Origin of the sequence: Parapedobacter sp. SGR-10 (genome assembly GCF_011030405.1) — a bacterium.
In the GTDB taxonomy this organism is placed as follows: Bacteria; Bacteroidota; Bacteroidia; order Sphingobacteriales; family Sphingobacteriaceae; genus Sphingobacterium.
Map to the genome: position 1 here is coordinate 106,907 of NZ_JAAJTJ010000006.1, position 23,064 is coordinate 129,970.

Below are 23,064 nucleotides of genomic sequence, written 5' to 3' on the forward strand. Positions count from 1 at the left end.
GACTCATTGAAGCTGCGATACAACTTTAAAGACTACCCTTTTCTACATCTTCCGAAGACATACACACCCTTCACCTTGTCGCCTCCTACAAATATAGATCGCGAAATCACCTTTGATCCGGAAACAAAACAATATATCATAAGGGAAAAATTGGGATCCAAGATGTATAGGCCTCCACTGTATATGTCCCTCGATGAGTACAGAGATTTTGAGTTCAAAAGGACACAAAAAAATTATTGGGAGCAGCTAGCTGAAAAAGAGTTGGCAGAAGAGCGAAGAAGAAGATTATTTCCCGTGATTGAAGTCAATAGCCCTACCTTCGAAAAAATATTCGGGGGAAATACCATCGACATCAACCCACGCGGGTCGGCTGACATCACGCTAATGGGGCAATATAACACCAACGAAAACCCCTTATTCAACGAAAGACAACGGAAACAATGGGGATTTGACTTTGACCAAAACATCAACCTCAGCATGGTGGGCAAGATCGGGGAAAACGTTCGTCTCAATGCTAATTTCAATACGCAAGCCCAATTCGGGTTTGAAAACCAGATCCGCTTTGACTATGTAGGCAAAGACGACGATATCATCAAGCGTATCGAGGTCGGAAATGTCAATATGGCACTTAATTCCACCTTGATACAGGGTTCGGAATCCCTTTTCGGTATCAAGACCCAACTGCAGTTTGGCAAGCTCATGTTCACGGGCTTGCTCTCACAGCAACGGTCCGACCAAAAGCAGATCACCATTACCAATGGCTCCCGTGAGAGTGAGTTTAGCATAGAACTGGACAATTACGAGGCCAACCAACACTTTTTCCTCGCACAGTATTTTAGGGACCACTATAACCAGGCCTTGGCTATGGCACCCATTATCAATAGTCCAATAAACATCACGCAGATCGAGGTATGGATGAGCAATCGGTCCAACTCTTACGAAGATGCCCGCGACGTACTTGCTTTGATGGATCTGGGCGAATACAATCCCTACTATACGTCAATTGCACCGGGTTCGTCACAAATGCCCTCAACCGGTATTCCCGGCGAATTGGCACCAAACTACTCCAATGACCTACTCGTGCAGTTAGGCCAACAGGGAAGAGAACCCAATGGTCAGTTTGTATCGACCTTTTTCGGGGCAGATGGTAGCCCAAATGATCATTATGCCAAGCTGACCTACGCGCGTAAGCTTGTCGAAGGCAGGGATTACACCGTCAATAGGAGATTGGGCTATATCTCGTTGGTGTATCCCTTATATCAGGACCAAGTTCTTGCCGTATCCTATCGGTACATTGCCAACGGTAAAGAATATCAAGTGGGTGAATTTAGCACTGATATTCCAGTCACACCGTCGGAGCCAAAGCTTTTGTACACCAAGTTGTTGAAAAATGAAACGATCAAGACCAAAACAGCAACAGGAGACGTGTTCCCTCTTTGGAAACTGATGATGAAAAACATCTACTCCCTCAGTGCCACCAATATCTCGGACAACAATTTCTTTCTACAGGTGTACCGGACAGAAGATGAAACAGGCACCGAACGGCCTATGCTGTATGAGGGAGCGCAGACAGCAGACAAGAGTTGGCTACAACTGACCGGTCTCGATAGGATAACACAAAATCAAGCTGCCGGAGCGGACGGTCTATTCGACTTTCTGCCCGAACTGACCATAGAACCACAGCGGGGCAAGCTCATCTTTCCAGTTGTCGAACCTCTCGGAGAAGACCTTGCCAATCAATTTGCCCCCGGCGAAAATGCGTTGGTAGACAAATATACCTTCCCCGAGCTGTACAGCGAGACACAAATGGATGCCCAACAAAAATTCCCGAATAAGAACAGGTATAGGCTCAAAGGAAGGTACAGTTCGGAGGCCGGCACCGAATTTCAGCTGGGTGTCATCAATCCCAGGCCGGGCTCGGTCAAGGTCATGGCTGGAGGCATGCTCCTACAGGAAGGTACAGACTATACGGTCGATTACATGCTGGGCAACCTGCGTATCCTCAATCCCGCACTCGTCATGTCCGGACAACCGATCACGGTGTCGATAGAAGACGATACCTTGTACGGTCTACAGCAAAAATCACTGATAGGGGGACGTTTTGACTATACGGTCAATAAGAATCTATTCCTTGGTGCTACGGTCATGAATCTGACCGAAAAACCTTTGTCGGAAAAAGTCCTTATCGGGCAAGAGCCTATATCCAATACCATGCTTGGGGCAGACATCACGTACAATGCACCTTCACGCTGGCTGACACGTATGGTAGACAAGCTGCCATTCCTCAGTACCAAAGAAGAGTCGCACATCAGCTTCTACGGCGAATTTGCACAGCTGATCCCCGGACATCCCAGAGGGCTCAACACGGCCAACAGTACAACGGGAACCACCTATATAGACAACTTTGAAAACAGCGTATCCTATATTGACATCAAGGGTTTTCAAAACTGGCAGATATCGGGTACACCAAAGATATTTCCTGAGTCACAATTGAACGACAACCTGGCATACGGCTACAACCGTGCCCATCTGGCTTTCTACAACATAGACCCTATCTTTTACTACAACAATGACCTCAATCCACGTGTCGACAGCAAATTTCTCCGCGACCATAGAACCCGAAGGGTAACCGAAAAGGAAATCTTCCCCTTCAAAGAGATCAAGACCGGAGGCGATGCCTTCCTGCCGACTTTGGATCTAGCCTATTATCCAATGCTACGTGGTCAATATAACTATACCACAACAGGTATCAATCCGGACGGAACACTCCAAAACCCCGAATCACGCTGGGGTGGTATGTTCCGCAAGATAGACCAGACCGATTTTGAAGCCCAGAACATTGAGTTTCTCGAAATGTGGATGATGGATCCCCAACTGACCAATCCAGGCAAAGCCGGTGGAGATATCTACATCAACCTGGGCAATATTTCAGAAGATATCCTCAAAGATGGTCGGAAATCATTGGAAAACGGCATGTCGCCCAATGGCGACAAGTCCAATGTGGATCAGACACACTGGGGCTATGTCATCAAAAACCAACCGGTCGTACAGGCTTTTGAAAACAGCGATGCCAGCCGACTTTACCAGGATATAGGTCTGGACGGACTGACCAATGACGAAGAACGGTCTTTCCACAATACCTTCCTTTCCCAAATGCAAGGCATCTTAAATCCAAGTGCTTTTGCCAAGCTACAGGCCGACCCTTCGTCCGATGACTATGTGTACTTTCGGGGAGATCATTTCGACCGTAGTGTAGGTATATTGGAGCGTTACCAATATTACAACGGTACACAGGGCAACACCCGTACACGCAACCAATCCCTGGAAGATTTCGGTGTTGAAAACTCGGCTAGCACATTGGTTCCCGATGGAGAAGACATCAACCGGGACAACTCAATGAACGAGGTCGACGAATACTTCCAATACAAGCTTTCCATCCGTCCTGCAGACATGCTCGTCGGGCAAAACTTCATTGTGGATGAAGTGAATAGCCGGGCAGAAGTCAACGGTGCGTATATGGATACCAAATGGTACAAAATCCGTATCCCTTTGGATCAATTCGAAAGCAAAGAAGGCAATATACAGGACTTCAAATCGATCCGTTTCATCCGTATGTTCATGACCGATTTTGCAGATACCGCTGTCGTGCGTTTCGGCAAGCTGCAATTCGTACGGGGTGACTGGCGGAAGTATAACAGTGAGAGAGATGCTTCCAAAGTCATTGCAGATCCCGGTCTGGGAGTCGTAGGCGATGACGGTTCTGAATTCAATGTGGCCAATGTCAGTATCGAAGAAAACGGTAAACGGGAACCCATTCCCTATGTAGTTCCCCCTGGCATCAACAGACAAGTGGATATCGCGCACAACAACCTCAATGTACAGTTGAACGAGCAATCCATGAGCCTCGATGTCAAAAAACTAAGAGACGGCTACGGTAGGGCTGCCTTCAAGACTGCCTCTCATGATTTTAGAGCTTATGGCCGATTGGAAATGTTTATACACGCCGAGGGTGAGAACCTCAACAAAGGTGATTTCAGAGCTTTTATCCGGGTAGGTACAGACGACAAAAACAACTACTACGAATACGACATGCCTTTGGCTGTCACGCCTTATGGCACCTCTTCGCCCGACTTGATCTGGCCCGAAGAAAACCGTATGAACATCCGTATCCAGCTCTTCCAAGATGCTAAGCTGGCCCGGGACAATGCGACCCTCAGTGGCCAACCTTGGCCTTTGGACGAGCCCTACGAACATTGGGATGGCCCCAACCGTATCACTATCGTCGGTACCCCCGATATATCCAAGGTGAGGTACTATATGATCGGTGTGCGCAATCCGTTGCGCGGATCTTCGACCAGTACACCGAACGACGATGGCTTGGATCTGGACGGTGAATTTTGGTTCAATGAGCTTCGATTGACCGATTTCGATGACAAAGGCGGATGGGCGGCTACGGCCCGTTTGGACCTCAAGCTAGCCGACTTTGCCAATGTCGCCATATCCGGTACAAGATCGACGATCGGGTTCGGTGCTTTGTCCCAACGCATTGGTGAGAGACAACGTTCGGACAATATGTTCTTCGACATCACCACCAATGCCGAACTGGGTAAATTCTTCCACCCTCGACATGGTATTGTCATTCCTTTCTATTTCAATTATTCCAATCAGACGGCTACACCCGAATTCAACCCCTATGCACCGGACATCAAATTGGATGACGCCTTGCGACATGCCAGCCCAAGCCAACGCGACTCCATATTGCGCTTGGCACAGGACTATACGACACGAAAAGGATTCAGCTTCAACAATATCCGTAAGATCAAAATGAACAATGAAAGCCCGCTGAGGCCTTGGAATATCGAAAACTTCAGCGTATCCTATGCGTACAACGAATATTATCACAGGGATTTCAATACGGCCACATCCTTACAAAAAAATTACAGAGGCTTATTGGACTATACCTTCAGCAATCCTTCGAGCAGATTCTTTGAACCATTCAAAAAAATAAAGTCCAAAAATCTGGATATCATCAAAGATTTCAATTTCAATCTGATGCCTTCGTTGATCAATTTCAGGATGGAGGTCAACCGTATCTACAACGAAAACACATTCCGGGACAATGCGACAAGCAATGTTTTACCAACCTATTACAATAAAAATTTCAATATGAGCCGTATCTACGGTATCAGTTGGGATCTGACCAAGTCTCTGCGACTGGACTTCAATGCTACCAACTATTCCATCATCGACGAACCCGAAGGGCGTTTGGATGGTATAAAACGGGATACGCTATGGAGCAACTTCTGGAAGATGGGACGTACGACGGACTACAACCACATGATGAACATCACGTACAGCCTTCCGATCAACAAAATCCCTTATCTGGAATGGGTGGATGTGACAGCTCGGTACGGTACGCAGTTCAATTGGAAGAGCGAGCCGCTACTCTCCATGCAAAACGATCAGATTGATTTGGGTAATAGTATCCTGAACAACAGAACGATACAGATCAATCCTACATTGAACTTTACAGCACTGTACAATAAATTCCGTTTTATACGTCAGAATTCCGGGCGTAATGCTAAAGGCGGCAAGGGCGCTCTTGTCCAATTGCTGACTTCGATACGCAATGTCAATGCCGCCTATACTCGCCTTGAGGGAACATTCCTGCCAGGATATACCCCCCACAGCAATATCTTAGGCTATGATTTTGATGCACAAGCTCCCGGCTGGGGGTTCATATTTGGTAGCCAGGCCGACATTCTGACCAAGGCCGCCAACAATGGCTGGCTCACCGGAGATCCTATGCAGACCAATATGTACACGAAGACCTATGCCGAAAACTTCTCGGCCACGGCCAATCTAGAACCATTGAAGGGATTGCGAATCAACCTGTCCTCTACACGTGTGGACAACTATAATTATTCTGCGACAATGGAATTTAATCCATCTACCGGACAATTAGAAAGTACCACACCATTCATGACGGGTAACTATACCGTCTCCCAAATAGCAATTCGTACGTCGTTCAAGAACAGCGACGAACTGTTCCGCAAATTTGAAGAAAACGCCTTGTTGGTATCGCAGGAATTGGGTCGCAAAACAGGACAAGGGGAGACACCTTCCTTTGCCGATGGCTTTGGCAAGACACAGCAAGACGTCGTGGTAAATTCTTTCCTGATGACCTATCTGGGTAAGGACATCACGGACATTAACTTGAACAAACAACCTCGCGCACCTTTGCCAAACTGGCGTATTTCCTTTAGTGGTCTGAGCGCTTTATTGGGGTTGGAAGATTTTATTTCTTCGATAGACCTCAACCACTCCTATCAGTCCCAATATATCATCGGTGGATACAGTTCTGTCCTGCGGTACGAGGAGGTCAATAATATCCCGACCGAAAAGGATGTAAACGGCAATTTCCTTCCCAAAAATCAATACAATCAGATTACACTGGTGGATCGCTTCGTACCTTTGATCGGAGTGGATATGAGATTGCAAAACAGCATGACGATCACGACGGAATATCGCAGAACCCGCGATATGAACCTCAGCCTGCAAAATAGCCAGATGGCTATGATGGCCGAAGAATCGATCGTCGTGGGAATGGGCTACCGTAAAGCCAATGTACGTCTTCCATTCGGATTGTTTGAAGACCGCAAATGGACGAACGATATGAATTTTAAAGTCGACTTTTCGCTGAACGACCGTAAGACTACCGTGTATCGCTCCGATATGGACCAAGCCGAAGTGTCCGGAGGAAACAAGAATATTTCATTCAGTCCATCACTGGATTACACAGTCAATCAATACTATAATCTAAGGATATTTTACAATTCGAATGCGGTCAGGCCCTACACATCCCAAAACTACGCCACATCGTACACCTACTTCGGGATCAACCTGCGGATTATGTTTCAATAGGCTACACAGTCCAAACTTTTCCAAAGTTTTGAACTTTGGAAAAGTTGCTGACAGCTTTAATTCTTCAACTCACTCGGTGGCAAGCCAAAGTATTTTTTAAAGGCTATACTGAAATTATTCTGGTGGGAAAACCCGACATAGGAGGTTACTTCACTAATGGACATTTGTTCTTCCAGCTGTCGACAATATCCTGGATTTCAAACACCAGTTTATGCCCGGACAACCTGGACGGATCTTTATCGGTGGATTGACCTACAGGATATGACCTATTCAATCCCAATCCACCCCTTCGTCATGCTCAGGCGGGGGACAATTTGACTTCTCTTCCACTCTATCCTGTAGCAGTTTGCCCTCCCGTAAACCAAAAACCTCTATAATTCCGGAGGCCATAAACGATCTGTTTGCCGTTAGAAAGTCTCCCTGTCCACTTGACTCCCAAAGGTAAGACTGTACAGCACCTACCACCACAATCAGACAATTGTCCCAACCTGCAATAGAAAAACCGGCCTTCCTGGCATCACTTTTTTCCCCTGGCGTAAAGAACAATTCTTTGGTGCTCAATCTAGCCGGTTCCTCATCCAGTTCAAATGGGATCTTCCATATCTCATACCAAACGGCCAATTTACTGACACGTGGATCATAGCGTTTGAACAACCAAGTACTCGTCGCCGGTACAGTAATGTCTATGGAAGCATCTGCCGTATGGCAAACCACCTCCGTGTTCCACCCCACAACCCCCCGCCACGACTGCCGTGCATTAAATTGCAGCCCTTTGATTGCTAAAATATTGCCATACCCTATCCTTAATTGTCCCAATTCGTGCACTTCGTCTGACCTTACGAGCTTCAACACGACAGCAAGAATCTTTTGATAGACCGTACGATCTGCAGCTCTACTCATCAAAGGTTTAACAAAACTGTAAATCCGACCCGCAATCTTATTGGCATAACCAAAGTCCTGTGTAGATAACCTACTGTTTTCACTAAGCTTATAGATCTTGCCCCTCGCGCGGAGCTTCTTAGCGACCACCTGTTTGATCAACTCGTCCATAATCGTTTATAAATTGGTATCTTGATCTAAGATATAAAAAGTACATGACACTCCTATCATTACATCAGAATCTGGTTGTCTTTTATGTGTCGTGTCCCACATTGAGAATAGGTTCATAAAAAACGGATTTTTAATTTAAACAGTTTTTTGCGCCTCTATCGCCGGCGCCGGGCGATAAGCTTTGTCTTGACACAAAGCTTAACAAAAGTCAAGACTGTTCGGAATTTGTTCCAACCGCCACGCTACACTCCCGAAGCGCCTTTTGCAATGCCTCCAACCCACAATCCCCACGCAAGGACTGAAAAGACTTGCATTGTGCGAAGTGTAAGCCAGCAAGACGAGAGTTTCACGGGCTTGTTGTCCAAATTCCGAACTGCGAAGCAGGCATCAGGGTCGTGTTCGTGGTTGGGGACTGATGCAACATTGGTCGTTCTTTTGGGTACTGCTTATCAAAAATTTTCCTGCAAAAAGATTAAAGCAGGATCCTTACAATCACTCAAATGTCGCCTTCGAAATTTTTGGCAATAGCAGTAGGATGCACTATCCCTACGGCCAAAAGTTTCGAGCGACGAGTTTTTGCGTACTTTTTGCAGAAAAAAGTACGAGCCCTGCCACGGCTTGAGTGGCGGAAAGGATGTGCGGAGGGAAACGTGATACTTGTCCAAACAAATCTTCCGTTTTATTTAAACAAAAACCGAAAAACTCCGCTCAACTCCGTTAAAGTCCGTAGAAGTCCGTTCAACTCCGCACCAACGAGCATACCGCGCCCATACAACTAGGCCACAACTTCGGGACAACATCGGCACGGCTTCGGCTCACGTTCGGGTACGGTTCGGCACAACATCGCCATACACCCGAAAACAAACCAAAAAACAACCGAAGATCTGTCGAACCTGTATCGAGGTAGTCTCGAAGGGGTCCCGAACAGGTCTCGAAGACCTGCCATAAACCATTCAAATATCCGGCGATATCACCTACAACGACCAGAGTAAGAAAACACATAGTGCGAGTAAGTTCACGGTACTTTCGCAAACCCTGAACAATACACCTGTTATAGTCATTCTGGAAAGATACACCAAAGGAGCTCTATACAGTCAAAATTAGTATCTAATTAGCGTATTATCCTTGGCTAGTTTTCAAATTAAATCAATAACTTTGCCGTACTAAAAAAAGTCTTCAACTTGAAAATTAATTATTTCAAATCATAAACAATACATAAAAATGCCTTTGCAATTCAACACGGTAAAATTGTTCGCTGGCTCAGGAACACAAGAACTAGCTGAAAAAATCTCTACAGCTTACGGCAAACCACTTGGAGACATGACCCTATCCAAATTTAGCGATGGCGAAATCCAACCTTTCTACAACGAATCGGTTCGCGGCAGCGATGTGTTTTTAATCCAATCGACCAATCAACCCACGGACAACTTGCTGGAATTATTATTGATGATCGATGCAGCCAAACGTGCTTCTGCCCATTACATCACGGCAGTAGTTCCCTACTTTGGTTTTGCCCGCCAGGACCGTAAGGACAAACCTCGTGTGGCTATCGGGGCCAAAATGATTGCAAACCTGATTACCGCAGCGGGGGCGCATCGTATCATGACGATGGACCTGCATGCCGCACAGATACAGGCCTTTTTCGATATCCCTGTGGATCACCTGGACGGATCTGTCATTTTTGTTCCGTACATCAAATCGTTGAATCTGCCCAACCTGACCATTGCCTCTCCCGATATGGGGGGATCATACCGTGCACGTACATTTGCCAAGTTTTTCAATGCAGAGGTCATCATCTGCGACAAACGACGCAAACGTGCCAATGAGATCGAATCCATGTCCATCATTGGGGATGTGACAGATCAGGACGTGGTATTGATCGACGACATCTGCGATACTGCCGGCACATTATCCAAAGCGGCGGCTTTGATCATGGAAAATGGAGCCAGATCCGTCAGAGCGGTCTGTACACATGCCGTACTATCGGGAAAAGCTTACGAGACCATTGAGAATTCTGTCCTGTCAGAAATGATCGTAACCGATACCATTAAGCTCGATCCCGAAAAAGTAAAAAACAGTTCAAAGATAAAGGTATTATCTACTGCAGACTTGTTTTCTAAAGCCATCAAAAGTGTCAATCAGCATTCCTCGATTGCAGAATTGTTCCAAGTAGATTAACAGCTAGCAATAAAAAAAGACCCAAATTGGGTCTTTTTTTATTTACTTAAACCTGCTGGCCAACGCCGCCAGCTTGGAAGCCATGTCCGTTTCGGCTCCTCTACTCTCTCGCTTTTCCGAATGTTTGCGCGGCCCTCTTTCTTCGGTTTTCATCGATAAGCTGATACGCTTTCTTTTTTCATCTACCTCGATGACCGTCACCATCACTTTCTGCTGTACCTTGACCACCTCATGCGGATCCGATACAAAACGGTTGGCCAACTGGCTCAAATGCACCAACCCATCCTGATGCACACCAATGTCCACAAAAGCCCCAAAGTTGGTAATATTGGTCACAATACCCGGCAATTTCATGCCCACACGCAAATCAGAAACTGCATTCACGCCATCAGTAAAGGAGAAGGCCTCAAACTGTTCACGGGGATCTAAGCCCGGCTTAGCCAGTTCGGCCATGATATCATTCAGCGTGGGCAACCCTACCTCATCGCTGATATACTTTTTGAGATCGATCTGCTTACGGAGTTTGTCGTCTTTCATCAGCTCAGCTACATCTACACCAAGATCCCTGGCCATTTGTTCCACCAAAGCATAACGCTCAGGATGTACAGCAGAGGCATCCAGAGGATGTCGTCCATTACGGATACGCAGGAAACCGGCAGCCTGCTCAAAAGCTTTATCTCCCAGACGAGGTACTTTTTTCAGTTCTCGGCGAGAGCTAAAAGGGCCATTTTCCTTCCGGTAATTGACGATCTGCTGGGCCAATGCAGGACCTAAGCCCGAGATGTAAGCCAGAATCTGTTTGGAAGCCGTGTTGAGCTCCACACCCACAGCGTTCACGCAGGACATGACCGTGTCATCCAATGCTGTTTGTAATTTATTTTGATCCACATCGTGTTGGTATTGGCCTACGCCAATGGATTTAGGGTCGATCTTGACCAACTCTGCCAGGGGATCCATCAAACGTCGACCAATGGATACAGCCCCTCTGACCGTTACATCCTGCTCGGGAAATTCTTCCCGTGCAGTTTCTGAAGCCGAATAAATGGATGCTCCACTTTCATTGACCATCACGATGACGACATTGGACAACCCCAATTGACGTATAAAATCTTCGGTTTCCCGCCCTGCCGTACCGTTGCCAATGGCGATGGCCTCTATAGCGTATTTATCAACCAGATGTCGAACGGTTTTCTCCGCTTCGCTTCTACCTCCGGCACCGCTGTGCGGAAAAATAGCCGTATTCTCCAACAAGTTGCCTTGGGCATCCAATACCACCGTCTTACATCCGGTACGAAATCCCGGATCGATGGCCAAAATACGTTTTTGTCCCAATGGAGCTGCCAACAGAAGTTGCCGTACATTGTCCGCAAAGACCTTGATGGCCTCTTCATCAGCTTTCTGCCGAGTCAGGACACGTAATTCAGTTTCCATAGAAGGTTTTAGCAAGCGTTTGTAACCATCGATGATGGCAAGTTCTACCTGTTTGGATGCCCCATTTTTCGCTTTCAGATAAAGGTTTTCAATAAGCGGCAGTACACTTCCCTCCTCCACCTGTATATCAAGATACAGCAGTTCTTCTTTCTCTCCCCGGCGCATAGCCAATACACGATGCGAAGGAGCGGCGCTCAAAGGCTCTGACCACTCGAAATAATCCTTATACTTCAATGCCTCCTCCTCTTTTCCCGGAACAACACGTGAGACAAACAGTCCCTTGTTCAGAAACACCTTACGTACACCTGCACGCACTTCTGTATCTTCAGCAATCGTCTCTGCAATAATATCCCTTGCGCCCGCCAAAGCTTCCTCCACCGTGGTCACCCCTCGTTCTTCGTTGACAAATTGGTCGGCTTTGTTTTCAATAGCACCGGAAGACTGTTCCAGGATAAAGTCTGCCAACTCTTGCAGCCCTTTCTCTCGGGCAATAGATGCACGTGTGCGACGTTTAGGCTTGTAGGGCAGATAGATATCTTCCAATGCGGCCATCGTCTCAGCAGCCTTGACTTGATTTTCAAGTTCAGGGGTCAACTTGCCTTGCTCGGTAATGGATTTCAAGACGGTTTCTTTACGCTTGTCCAATTCCCGCAATTGCAGGATACGGTCACGAATGGCCGTGATCTGCACCTCATCCAGACTCCCGGTCAATTCTTTGCGGTAACGTGAAATAAAAGGAACAGTAGCTCCTTCATCCAAAAGGGCAATGGTCGTCCTGACCTGTCTGTCGGTCAGCGACAATTCGTTCGAAATAATGATTTCGTGTAACATAAAGTGTTAAGTGGTCGAAATAAGGGGTAAAAAGAGTATGCTAAAAAATGACAATTTTTTAAGCTTGCTCAGATGGTTTGTCGTCCTCTTTACCTGTATTTTCTACAGACCCTTCGTCTGATTCCTCTGTTTGATCGGTCGCGAAGTGGTCATTATATCCATATTTATAGTATTCCGTCTCGTCTACAGGATGCGCACCGGGATCATGCTGATAAGTATTTTCCGGTGCTGTAAAATCAGGAAACTTCTTTTCTACAATTTCCTCATCTGTATGCTCCTCTATCGCTTCTTCCTCCCCATCTATCGGTGTATCTGTATCGGACGCATAAGTAGATTCTTCTTGATCCTCCCGTGTCACATCAAGATCCTTTTCAAAATTATTGATCTGATCGGCGATCTCCTTTTTGATCCCCTCCGAAGCATCTTTAAATTCCCGAATACCTCTTCCTAAACCTCTTGCCAATTCGGGTAGTTTTTTACCACCAAAAAGCAGTAGAACCACTACGACAATGACAAACATCTCTTGCGTACCAATATTTAAAAATGCTAATTCCATCTTATTTTTTTATTTCCAAGAAGCTAAGGTAAGTGTATATTTTTTTTTCGGCAACACCTCTTTGTAATTATTTAGAGATATTGTCTCTTATCCACATCCTCTTCACTGTCTTTAGACTAGCGCATGGGTACCGCGTGTGCCATTAAGAATATAAAAAAGTAAAGTTAAACTTCGGAAGTCTTTCCGTACCTTTGCAGGCCAAAAACAAGGTCATGCGGGAAAGAAAGAGAGCACATAGATCGTATTATTGGAGTACATTGACACTGGCTATCCCAATCGTCATCTCCCAATTGGGCCATACCATGGTGCAGACAGCAGACACGATGATCGTAGGCCATTTTGCGGGGACTATTCCTCTTGCCGCCGTCTCCTTGACGCACTCGGTATTCATGGTAGTTCTGGTCATCGGCCTGGGTATTTCCTATGGTCTTACCCCCTTGATTGCCCAGGAAAACGGTAAGTCAAACTATACCGAATGTGCCAAACTGCTTTCCAACAGTTTTTGGGTAAACCTCCTTTCGGGTATTTTGCTTTTTTGCATTGTTTATTTTGGTTCTTTTTATGCCATGGAACATGCCGATCAAGATCCTTTGGTTGTCAAGGAAGCAAAACCTTACCTGTTATTGCTTGGATTATCCATTATCCCGTTGATGGGATTCAATACGTTCAAACAATTTGCCGAAGGCCTAGGTTTTACCCGACAAGCCATGCAGGTCACGATATGGGGCAATGTCCTCAATGTGGTCATAGCCATTATCTTGGTCAAAGGTATGTTTGGCTTCAAACCTATGGGGATCAGCGGGGTAGGGGCCGCAACATTGATCGACCGTACATTGATGTTTTTCGTCATGATGATCTATGTACTGCGTTCCCGCCATTTCAAAAAATATCTCTCGACCTTCAATTGGCTGAGCATCCAAATCGGCCGTATCAAAAACATCCTCCGCATAGGTTTTCCTGTCGCCATGCAATATGTATTTGAAATCGGTGCTTTTGCAGGTGCTTCACTCATAGCAGGTAAAATCGGAGCCTTGGAACAGGCCTCCCATCAAGTAGCCATCACATTGGCCGCTATGACCTACATGATGGCCAGTGGTATAGCTTCTGCAGCCACCATCAAGGTGGGCAATAGTTTTGGAAACCACAATTTTTTCAGGTTACAGCGTTTTGCAAGGGTATCCTACCATTTGGTATTGGCTTTCATGATCTTTACGGCACTCCTATTTGCCCTACTCAATCAATATTTGCCTTTCCTTATCAGTCAGGATACAGCCGTGATTGCCCTGTCCGCACAACTGTTGATCATTGCAGGTTTATTTCAACTTTTTGATGGCACGCAGGTTGTCGGTTTGGGCGTGTTGCGGGGAATGGGAGACGTCAATATACCTACCTTCATTACTTTTGTTGCTTATTGGATTGTGGGACTGCCTAGTGGGTATTTGATGGGTATTCCAATGGGCATGGGTGTACAGGGAGTGTGGTATGGGCTTACGCTAGGGCTATTGACCTCCTCTCTATTGCTGTATGTACGGTATAGGTATATTGTGAAAAAATTATAGAGACCTATAAGGTTTAACTTTGGTATGTTTAGCTTTTCAATAGCAACTTTATATAGATTTTAAAATCAATCGCACCGAACTGCGCCGTCTACATGGATCAATGGACTGAGGTAAGGTATATCGAGGTTGGCCCCCCGAAGGATAAACCAAACTCCCATCAGAAGGTATAAAAACGGTAAAACACGAGAAAATCGGCCTTTCAGCATTTGTTTGGAAAAATTTGCCGCAAAGGAAAACACCAACATCAACGGCAAAGTTCCCAGACCAAAAAGCACCATAAAAAACCAACTGTTCACCATCCCATCCGCATTCATCGCCGATGCCAATGCCATATACACCATTCCACAAGGTAATATACCATTCAATACGCCTGCTACGATAGATCCTCCGGGTCTATAAAGCCACTTGCCCATCATCCTGACAAAAGGTTGGACTGCACGTGTCTGAAAGCGGGCTATAGTGGATGATTTTGTGCCGAAAGCATAAAAAACACCTAATATGACCAAGAGTATGCCTGTGAAGATCGAAAGGAATTGCTGCCCGCCCCGGACAACAGCCAGATTGCCCAATGCTCCCAAAAGGAGACCGATAGCTCCGTAAGTCATGATACGGCCAAACTGATATAGCAGCTTATTCCAGGTCTGTTTCCATGATATCGTCTGGTCGCCCTGCACGGCGATAAGCAATGGACCACACATGACCGCACAATGCACGCTACCAAACAAACCCATGAAAAAAGCCAGATAATGATAGGTCATCCCTTATTTTATTGCACATATAAAGATTGGGTATCTATATATGCCTTGTTATTGTTCTCCCAAGAAATTTCCAAACTCCAACTTCCCTTTACAAAAGTAGATATTGGAAGTCGAAATACCTCTGTGTCTGTATAAAACGGAATCTTTGTATCCAATGTACCATCCGAAGGTCGCCTAAATACCAATTGTCCTTTATTTATCGGTCGTTTAAAGACAATGACCAAGGTATCCTGTTCCAATCTTATACTAGGTTTGGCATGGTCGTCCACCAGATTCTGCTTGCGATCGTACACTTCGTCATAGGCCAGACTCTTTTCGTAATAATCGTCATCCAACAAGGAGTCCGAGTCCTGCGTAACCATATAAATCCCCGCCCCCACAATGAACAGCATAAATGTGCCCAACCCTATAACAATCTTCATTCCCCAATTCATAGTTTTTTTGTTTTAGGAAGCAATATACGATATTAATGAAAAATATATAAAAGATCCATGTTCTTCTATTACTTGCACAACATTTACATCTATACTTCCGTTGTGAAACACTGTCCCCCTCTGGAGGGGGGAAGGGGGAGGAATAAAAGGTATACACAATAGACAGTGACCTATCTACTTTTTCAGCCTCCCCCTCCCAACGCTATCTCCAACCGCACTCCCCCTCAATGAGGGGGATATGTATGTGTAATACCTATCTATAGTATTAGAATTAACAATCTAGCAAAAAAATCGCTAAGACCCCGGCGGTGCAATAAATGTTGTTTTGAGTTTTTCAACTATCTTTCCATCCGACACCACATTGACCCGAACCTTGGTCTTATATGTTTTTACGTTTTCTCTCTTTCCGATCAGAAAAAAACTTAATTTGGCCGATCCGTCTTTGGCCAACGTATGTATATTATTGACCAATTGTATCTGCAAATTACTGTCCTCAGGGACAAGTTCAAAGTCTATTTCCCTTCCACTTTTGTTGATGAGTTCCAATGCATACAGATTGCTGACTGTTCCGTCCTCACGCATCTGATAGGTACTGCCTGTAGCTCGTAGCAACGAACCTCCAATCTCCGAACGGCTAAAGATCATGTATCCGAATACGCCGATCAGAAATGCTAATATAACAATATAAATCGTCTGACGGGTTTTGTTTTTCTTGAATTCACCCTTTCCTTCGATTTCGCCTAAGGTATAGAATCCGATCAACCTTTTGGGCTTATGGATTTTTTCCATCACTGCATCACACGCATCGATACAAGCCGTACAGCTTACGCACTCCATCTGTATACCATTGCGGATATCTATTCCGGTAGGGCATACCTGTACGCATAGGTTACAATCGATACAATCTCCTTTATCATTGTCCGTCTCACCCTTTCTCAATTTGCCCCGAGGCTCTCCCCTCTTCTCGTTGTAGGCCACGGTCATGCTCTGCTCATCGAGCAATACACCCTGCAACCTACCATAAGGACATATCGTCGTACAGACGATCTCCCGTACATAGGCAAAGACACCATAAAATACCAATGTGAAAACGACAAGGGAAATGAAACCACCGATATGCTGTTCCAAAGGATCGGTCATGATCTTGAACAGCGCGTCTGAGCCAATGATATACGCCAAAAAAATATTGGAAATAGCAAAGGAAATAAGCAGGAAAATACTATGTTTCAGCAGTTTTTTCCAGGCTTTGGCATCGGTATTGGGCCCTTCGTTAAGTTTACGCTGTTGCATCCAATCCCCTTCGATAAGGTATTCTATCCGTCGGAATATCAATTCCATAAATATGGTCTGCGGACAGGTCCATCCACACCACACCCGTCCAAATACTGCCGTAAACAGGACGATACAGACCATGACAATCAACATGCCAAACACAAAAATGTGCAGGTCTTGCGGATAAAAGATGTTTCCAAAGATAGAGAACTTACGCTCTACGATATTGAACATCATAAAAGGATTGCCATTTATCCGTATAAACGGCCCCAAAAACAGGAACAGTAACAAACCATATCCCACCCACTGCCGGTAATTGTAGAATTTACCGGCTGGTTTTTTGGCATATATCCATGTTCTCTTTTTTCCTTTGGACGGCAGAACAGGATTATTATCATTCGCTACTGCTCCCATTTATTACCCTCTCTCTTTTTACAATACTACTATTTAGTGCAAGACATTTTCATGAGAAGGAGGTATCTCAAAAGGTCTGACAATCCATCTAATCGTCATTTCGACCAAAGGGAGAAATCTATGGATGAATTAAAATTAACTATTTTTTCAACAAGCTGAAAAAATGTCTAACTATAGATTTCTCGTCGTACCTCCTCGAAATGACGGCATGATTGACTTGTTAGCCTCCCATAGCCTTGTCTTGTACAGAATCTATTCATTCACAACTTCTTCGCCAGTCGGTCCCTCTCCGCTTCCACCACCATACGTGACTTCTATACCTTCTGCGGCTTTGGCATTGGCCGGATTGGTGTCACGCAAGGTAATGATATAGCTACTTACTTCTGCAATCTGCGCCGGTGTCAACGTCTGCTCCCAAGGCACCATACCTTTTTCCGGAACGCCGTATTTTACGGTTTTAAATATATCTTTAATCTCTCCTCCATGTATCCAATGGCGATCCGTCAAGTTGGGACCGATGGTTCCTTCACCATTATTGCCATGGCACGCTGCACAGTTAGCCATAAATATAGCCTTACCTGCCGGGGCCAATGCTTCGTTGAACTCTACCGAACTCTCATCCACCAAGCTGGCTGACTGTGCCAAGTATTCCTGTTTTGCTTTTTCGGCCTGCGCCATCTCGTGCAGGTATTCCTGATCTTGATTCATTCCCCATCCGAACACATGGTAGACCAATAGATAGAAAAAACCAAATACAATAGTTCCATAAAACAAGGCATTAAACCAAAGAGGAACGGGATTGTCTAGTTCTACGATACCATCATATTCATGATCGATCATCAGATCCTTCTCTTCCTCTATAGGACGCAATCCCAATAGACCGATCCAAAAATTGTTCCATCTATCCTTTATACTTCTACGTGATGCGTGTGCTTTTTGTGCCTCTGTCTGCACGGCTTCGGGCATCGTGATCTGCAAGATCGAACGCAGCGCCTTTTGTATGACGATCGCAAAGATGAGCAGCGTCACCATGACGATCACAAACGTAATGATCAAAATATCCGTATAAATATTGCCTGAACCGGACAGCCAGTTCGAAACCGATGGAACGGCTGCCTCTGCTGCTAATAAATGTAAACTCATGATTTCTTTTGCTCTTCAGATGAATAATCGATTTGTTGCTCCGATTCATCAAATGGTATCTCCTTCATGTACTTGATATAGTCCTTTTTCATAAAGAACAGCATCAGCCCCACGGTCACAAAGAAGACGATGAATATCCACAGTGATACGATCAGATATATCTCGTCACCATGTAAATTTGTTATTTGCTTGAACATTTTCTCTCCTGTTTTTTTAATACAACCAATTCTATTGTTGACCTTCTACACTTGTCGTTTCTGTCTTAGGCTCGGCTTTGATATCCGTTCCCAATCGTTGCAAATAAGCAATCAAGGCAACAATCTCCCGGTCGGACTGCACTTGCACCTGGTTTGCCTCCAAATCCTTCGTAATCTCTGCAGCCTGCTTTTCAGCATCTGCCACAGCACTTTCTATTTGCTCATTTGTATACGGTACGCCCAAGATACGCATGGCATTCATCTTAGCCTTGAGTGTACTATTGTCCAGCTGTTGGTCGATCAGCCAAGGGTATGCTGGCATGATACTTCCCGGAGAAGTAATTGTCGGATCAAGCATATGGTCAAAGTGCCATTTGTGCGGATACTTGCCACCTATACGGTGCAGATCCGGACCGGTACGCTTCGACCCCCACAAGAAAGGCATATCGTACACAAATTCACCGGCCTTACTGTACTCACCATAGCGAGCCGTCTCTGAACGGAACGGACGTACCGTCTGCGAGTGACAGTTGACACATCCCTCTCGTATATACAGATCACGTCCTTGCAGTTCTAATGCTGTATAAGGCTGCACACTCTTGATCTTAGGCACATTGTTTTGGATGGTAAATGTCGGCACCATCTCCACAATACCTCCGATCAGGATCGCAATCAGCGCCAATACCATGAACAAGACCGGTTTGCGCTCCAAACGACGGTGTGAAGATTTTTCCATGGTTTTTACAGGTTCCAAAGCCGGAGCCTCCGCCGGTTCGTTTTCCTGCAATTTGCCAGCCTTCATTGTTTTGACAAGGTTGTACGTCATGATAATGACCCCCGTCAGGTAGAATGCTCCACCCAATGCACGCATCATGTGCATAGGCAGGATTTCCAAGGTAGTGGCTAAGAAGTTAGGATATTTCAATACACCTTCCGGAGTGAACTCTTTCCACATCAAACCTTGAACCACCGCAGCCCAATACATAGGGATCGCATAAAACAAGATACCGATCGTTCCTAGCCAAAAGTGTACATTGGCCAATTTTTTAGAGTACAATTCTGTTTTGTAAATACGTGGCAACAGCCAGTACAGGATCGCAAAGGTCATAAAACCATTCCATCCCAAAGCACCTACGTGTACGTGTGCGACGATCCAATCCGTGAAGTGCGCAATAGCATTCACTTGTTTCAAAGAAAGCATAGGCCCTTCAAACGTGGCCATACCATATGCTGTCAATGCCACGACCATAAATTTCAAGATAGGCTCTGTACGTACCTTATCCCACGCTCCTCGCAAGGTCAGCAGACCATTGATCATACCTCCCCATGATGGAGCAATCAACATGACCGAAAACACTACACCCAACGACTGTACCCAAGAAGGCAACGAGGTATAGAGCAAATGGTGGGGGCCGGCCCAGATATAGATAAAGATCAGCGACCAAAAGTGTAGGATACTGAGTTTGTAGGAGTACACTGGTCTGTTCGCCATTTTAGGCAAAAAGTAGTACATCATCCCCAAAAATGGTGTCGTCAAGAAGAATGCAACCGCATTGTGCCCGTACCACCACTGTACCAAGGCATCCTGCACACCTGCATAGACATAATAACTCTTCCACGCACCGATAGGAAGCTGAATAGAATTGACGATATGTAATACGGCTACAGTAACAAACGTTGCGATATAAAACCACACTGCCACATACATATGCCGCTCGCGACGCTTGATGATCGTACCAAACATATTGACACCAAAGACCACCCAAATAAGAGTAATACCCAAGTCAATCGGCCACTCCATCTCTGCATATTCATGTGATGTCGTAAAGCCCAATGGCAAGGTGATAGCCGACGCAACGATAATAAGCTGCCATCCCCAAAAATGTATTTTGCTCAAGATGTCGCTAAACATACGTGCCTTGAGTACCCGTTGTAAGGAATAATAGACACCCATAAAGATGGCATTACCCACAAACGCGAAAATCACAGCATTGGTGTGTACCGGACGTACACGACCAAAGGTGGTGTATTGCGTTAGAAAATTCATCTCGGGCCAGATCAATTGAGTCGCTACCAACAAACCGATAGACATACCCACGATACCCCAGACAATCGTTGCAATTGCGAAATTGCGTACAATTTTGTTGTCGTAATTAAACTGCTCTAAATACATTACTCTTATAGATTAATTTTTCCGATGTAAAAATAAGACACTTCGATGACATTCTTATGATATTTCTCCGCTAATAAATGTGATATGTATCACTTTTAAACTGTAATATCCTTTGTCTTTTATTCAGATCTCCGGAATTTTTGAAACTCCAACAAGTATTTTTTCTAATCTTAACATATTTATTATCTTTACATCTTCTAGCCTGATAATCCTACTATGAACAGATATACAAACATAGATGAAAAGGATCTACTACAACTATTGCAGAAAGGGGATGAAACAGCCTTTACACAGGTTTTTTATCAATTCCAGCCTGCTTTGGTCTTTTTTGCAAACAGGCTTTTATCCGGACAGGTATGTATAGATGCCGAAGAAATTGTTCAGGACGCTTTCCTCAAACTTTTTGAAAGAAAAGGGACATTAGTTACCCTACAAAATGTCAAGGCCTTTCTCTACATTGTGACCAAAAATGCTTGTCTAGACCGTATCGCAAAAGAACAGACAAGACTGCGCCGCTTCGAAAAGTTCATGACCTCATATGAAGAAAGCGAAGACACTATCTTATCCGAGATTGTCTATGCCGAAGCGTTACGCGAAGTAAGTATGGCTATCGAGCTATTGCCCGAAAAGTGCAAAGTGATTATGAAACAATTTTTTGAAGAGGGGAAAGATGCCAAAGAAATTGCCCAGGGACTCAACATCACAGTCAGCACGGTCAACAATCAAAAGTCAAGAGCTATTTCGCTTCTAAAACAGCGACTTTCAGGAGCCGGAATAGTACTTTTGTTACTGTCTGTTTAATTTTTTCAATATTCTTTTAGAGAAGAGCCCATGCTTTCCCGTTTTTATGGGAAAGTACGACATGGAAAACCTAAATTTAGACAATAGCTTTGAAATAAGCGATATCCTACGTAAGTATGTTCAACACCAACCATTGACCGAGCAAGAAACAAAAATACTTGAGCAATGGTTGACAAAGAACGAACGCAACAGGTATATCTTGGAATCTCTCGATAGCGAAGACAAATTGGCTTCGGTGTTGCAACAATTCTACCAAACAGATACACAGGCACAGTTGGCAATCGTCAACCGTCGTATAACACAAAACCTACGAATTAAGCAATTAAAACAATGGATGTCTATCGCGGCCTTGCTTGCAGTTGTCTTCGGTATCGGTCTGTGGATCTACAACGGTAGTCGGGACATATCCAGTAAGGCAGATATACAACTCACAAGTGTACATGGCGAAGACATGTTGCCAGGCACTAACAAAGCCATGCTAACATTATCCTCAGGCGAGACCATACAATTGGATGAAGATAAATCCGGCATCTTAAGTACCGCAAATGGTCTTTCCTATGAAGATGGCGCCAACATCGGTACACCCGAAAATGCCCAATATGCTACCCTGTCCACTCCCATAGGCGGACAATACAAAATAACTTTACCTGATGGATCTATCGTATGGATGAATGCCGGATCATCGCTCGAATATCCCCTACACTTCACTGGCAACCAACGACGGGTCAAACTCAAAGGAGAGGCTTTCTTTGATGTAAAACGAGACGTTTCCAAACCATTCATTGTACAGACAGCCGGGCAACAGATCAATGTATTGGGTACTACTTTCAACGTCAAGGCCTATGTTGATGAAACCAAGACCACAACTACACTTCTGACAGGATTGGTCAGGATAACAATGGATGACGTTGAAAAAGAGGGAGCGAACAACAATCATTTTGTGATGTTACATCCTGGACAGCAAGCCGTACAAACAAACGGACAGTTTACAGTAGATGAGGTTGTTACAACCTATGCCGTCGCCTGGAAAGACGGGAATTTTACATTTAGAAACGAATCTCTGGCCAATGTGATGAAACAGTTGCAACGGTGGTACGGTTTCAGCGTGGATTATGACAAGCTACCTAAACTACATTTTACGGGTGGTATCAAACGTGATGTAACCCTATCACAGGTACTCAATATGCTGGAAGAAACCAGTACGGTCCGCTTTCAAATCAAAAACAAACACGTTTCCATCATAAAAAATTAATGCAGGCTTTGCAAGCACAATATAAAAGAGGAGAACAAGATTTTTATAAGAAATTCAATTGTAAAAAAATGAGTATAGAGTCATGTTTAAT

General features: G+C 45.0%; 16 protein-coding genes. 5 read left to right on the forward strand and 11 right to left on the reverse strand.

Annotated features, from left to right (window positions below):
- Window positions 1-75: 75 nt before the first annotated feature.
- A complete protein-coding gene (gene sprA, locus G5B00_RS07105; RefSeq protein ID WP_240894416.1) occupies window positions 76-6,924 on the forward strand; it encodes a cell surface protein SprA in 6,849 nt (2,282 codons plus the stop codon).
- 56 nt (window positions 6,925-6,980) lie between these two features.
- On the opposite strand, the gene G5B00_RS07110 is transcribed toward sprA, so the two are convergent.
- The 3 genes from G5B00_RS07110 to G5B00_RS07120 all read right to left on the reverse strand — a co-directional run bounded on the left by G5B00_RS07110 (window position 6,981) and on the right by G5B00_RS07120 (window position 8,976).
- Entirely contained in the window at window positions 6,981-7,100 is a 120-nt protein-coding gene (locus G5B00_RS07110; protein ID WP_255453785.1) for a helix-turn-helix domain-containing protein, read from the reverse strand.
- Window positions 7,101-7,194: 94 nt separating this feature from the next.
- Window positions 7,195-7,974, reverse strand: coding sequence for a hypothetical protein (locus G5B00_RS07115; protein ID WP_163872657.1), 780 nt, complete (start codon window positions 7,972-7,974; stop codon window positions 7,195-7,197).
- Window positions 7,975-8,712: 738 nt separating this feature from the next.
- Window positions 8,713-8,976: a hypothetical protein gene (locus G5B00_RS07120; RefSeq protein ID WP_163872660.1), complete on the reverse strand. Its 264-nt coding sequence runs from the start codon at window positions 8,974-8,976 to the stop codon at window positions 8,713-8,715.
- 219 nt (window positions 8,977-9,195) lie between these two features.
- On the opposite strand from G5B00_RS07120, the gene G5B00_RS07125 reads away from it, so the two are divergent.
- Window positions 9,196-10,152: a ribose-phosphate pyrophosphokinase gene (locus G5B00_RS07125; RefSeq protein WP_163872663.1), complete on the forward strand. Its 957-nt coding sequence runs from the start codon at window positions 9,196-9,198 to the stop codon at window positions 10,150-10,152.
- Window positions 10,153-10,194: 42 nt separating this feature from the next.
- Here G5B00_RS07125 and G5B00_RS07130 read toward each other — a convergent pair whose 3' ends face one another.
- Both G5B00_RS07130 and G5B00_RS18320 read right to left on the reverse strand, forming a co-directional pair.
- Entirely contained in the window at window positions 10,195-12,414 is a 2,220-nt protein-coding gene (locus G5B00_RS07130) for a Tex family protein (RefSeq protein ID WP_163872666.1), read from the reverse strand.
- 58 nt (window positions 12,415-12,472) lie between these two features.
- The gene (locus G5B00_RS18320) at window positions 12,473-12,970 is read right to left on the reverse strand and encodes a twin-arginine translocase TatA/TatE family subunit (RefSeq protein WP_163872669.1); all 498 of its coding nucleotides are present in this window, start codon (window positions 12,968-12,970) and stop codon (window positions 12,473-12,475) included.
- A 212-nt stretch (window positions 12,971-13,182) separates the two neighbouring features.
- Here G5B00_RS18320 and G5B00_RS07140 point away from each other — a divergent pair, with 212 nt between their 5' ends.
- Complete coding sequence (locus G5B00_RS07140; protein ID WP_163872671.1) at window positions 13,183-14,529, forward strand: MATE family efflux transporter; 1,347 nt, start codon at window positions 13,183-13,185, stop codon at window positions 14,527-14,529.
- A gap of 65 nt (window positions 14,530-14,594) precedes the next feature.
- Here G5B00_RS07140 and G5B00_RS07145 read toward each other — a convergent pair whose 3' ends face one another.
- The 6 genes from G5B00_RS07145 to ccoN form a co-directional block, all read right to left on the reverse strand.
- Window positions 14,595-15,287, reverse strand: coding sequence for a sulfite exporter TauE/SafE family protein (locus G5B00_RS07145; protein WP_163872674.1), 693 nt, complete (start codon window positions 15,285-15,287; stop codon window positions 14,595-14,597).
- A gap of 8 nt (window positions 15,288-15,295) precedes the next feature.
- A complete protein-coding gene (locus G5B00_RS07150; protein ID WP_163872677.1) occupies window positions 15,296-15,721 on the reverse strand; it encodes a FixH family protein in 426 nt (141 codons plus the stop codon).
- A 294-nt stretch (window positions 15,722-16,015) separates the two neighbouring features.
- Window positions 16,016-17,407, reverse strand: a complete 1,392-nt coding sequence (gene ccoG / locus G5B00_RS07155) for a cytochrome c oxidase accessory protein CcoG (RefSeq protein WP_163872680.1) — start codon at window positions 17,405-17,407, stop codon at window positions 16,016-16,018.
- Window positions 17,408-17,659: 252 nt separating this feature from the next.
- Window positions 17,660-18,550: a cbb3-type cytochrome c oxidase N-terminal domain-containing protein gene (locus G5B00_RS07160; protein ID WP_163872682.1), complete on the reverse strand. Its 891-nt coding sequence runs from the start codon at window positions 18,548-18,550 to the stop codon at window positions 17,660-17,662.
- The gene (locus G5B00_RS07165) at window positions 18,547-18,747 is read right to left on the reverse strand and encodes a hypothetical protein (protein WP_163872685.1); all 201 of its coding nucleotides are present in this window, start codon (window positions 18,745-18,747) and stop codon (window positions 18,547-18,549) included. Before G5B00_RS07165 ends, G5B00_RS07160 begins: the two co-directional genes overlap by 4 nt.
- 31 nt (window positions 18,748-18,778) lie before the next feature.
- Window positions 18,779-20,920 carry a cytochrome-c oxidase, cbb3-type subunit I gene (gene ccoN, locus G5B00_RS07170; protein ID WP_163872688.1) on the reverse strand — a complete coding sequence of 714 codons (2,142 nt, stop codon included), beginning with the start codon at window positions 20,918-20,920 and terminating at the stop codon, window positions 18,779-18,781.
- 216 nt (window positions 20,921-21,136) lie between these two features.
- Between ccoN and G5B00_RS07175 the strand changes: the two genes are divergently transcribed.
- Window positions 21,137-21,721: an RNA polymerase sigma factor gene (locus G5B00_RS07175; RefSeq protein WP_163872691.1), complete on the forward strand. Its 585-nt coding sequence runs from the start codon at window positions 21,137-21,139 to the stop codon at window positions 21,719-21,721.
- 46 nt (window positions 21,722-21,767) lie between these two features.
- Window positions 21,768-22,973, forward strand: a complete 1,206-nt coding sequence (locus G5B00_RS07180) for a FecR family protein (protein WP_163872694.1) — start codon at window positions 21,768-21,770, stop codon at window positions 22,971-22,973.
- The last annotated feature ends 91 nt before the right edge of the window (window positions 22,974-23,064 follow it).

What these genes read in the sequence shown, in the direction of transcription:
- G5B00_RS07115 (WP_163872657.1), bottom strand. Translation starts at nt 7,974, where the DNA reads ATGGACGAGTTGATCAAACAGGTGGTCGCTAAGAAGCTCCGCGCGAGG.
- G5B00_RS07120 (WP_163872660.1), bottom strand. Translation starts at nt 8,976, where the DNA reads ATGTGTTTTCTTACTCTGGTCGTTGTAGGTGATATCGCCGGATATTTG.
- G5B00_RS07125 (WP_163872663.1), top strand. Translation starts at nt 9,196, where the DNA reads ATGCCTTTGCAATTCAACACGGTAAAATTGTTCGCTGGCTCAGGAACA.
- G5B00_RS07130 (WP_163872666.1), bottom strand. Translation starts at nt 12,414, where the DNA reads ATGTTACACGAAATCATTATTTCGAACGAATTGTCGCTGACCGACAGA.
- G5B00_RS18320 (WP_163872669.1), bottom strand. Translation starts at nt 12,970, where the DNA reads ATGGAATTAGCATTTTTAAATATTGGTACGCAAGAGATGTTTGTCATT.
- G5B00_RS07140 (WP_163872671.1), top strand. Translation starts at nt 13,183, where the DNA reads ATGCGGGAAAGAAAGAGAGCACATAGATCGTATTATTGGAGTACATTG.
- G5B00_RS07145 (WP_163872674.1), bottom strand. Translation starts at nt 15,287, where the DNA reads ATGACCTATCATTATCTGGCTTTTTTCATGGGTTTGTTTGGTAGCGTG.
- G5B00_RS07150 (WP_163872677.1), bottom strand. Translation starts at nt 15,721, where the DNA reads ATGAATTGGGGAATGAAGATTGTTATAGGGTTGGGCACATTTATGCTG.
- ccoG (WP_163872680.1), bottom strand. Translation starts at nt 17,407, where the DNA reads ATGGGAGCAGTAGCGAATGATAATAATCCTGTTCTGCCGTCCAAAGGA.
- G5B00_RS07160 (WP_163872682.1), bottom strand. Translation starts at nt 18,550, where the DNA reads ATGAGTTTACATTTATTAGCAGCAGAGGCAGCCGTTCCATCGGTTTCG.
- G5B00_RS07165 (WP_163872685.1), bottom strand. Translation starts at nt 18,747, where the DNA reads ATGTTCAAGCAAATAACAAATTTACATGGTGACGAGATATATCTGATC.
- ccoN (WP_163872688.1), bottom strand. Translation starts at nt 20,920, where the DNA reads ATGTATTTAGAGCAGTTTAATTACGACAACAAAATTGTACGCAATTTC.
- G5B00_RS07175 (WP_163872691.1), top strand. Translation starts at nt 21,137, where the DNA reads ATGAACAGATATACAAACATAGATGAAAAGGATCTACTACAACTATTG.
- G5B00_RS07180 (WP_163872694.1), top strand. Translation starts at nt 21,768, where the DNA reads ATGGGAAAGTACGACATGGAAAACCTAAATTTAGACAATAGCTTTGAA.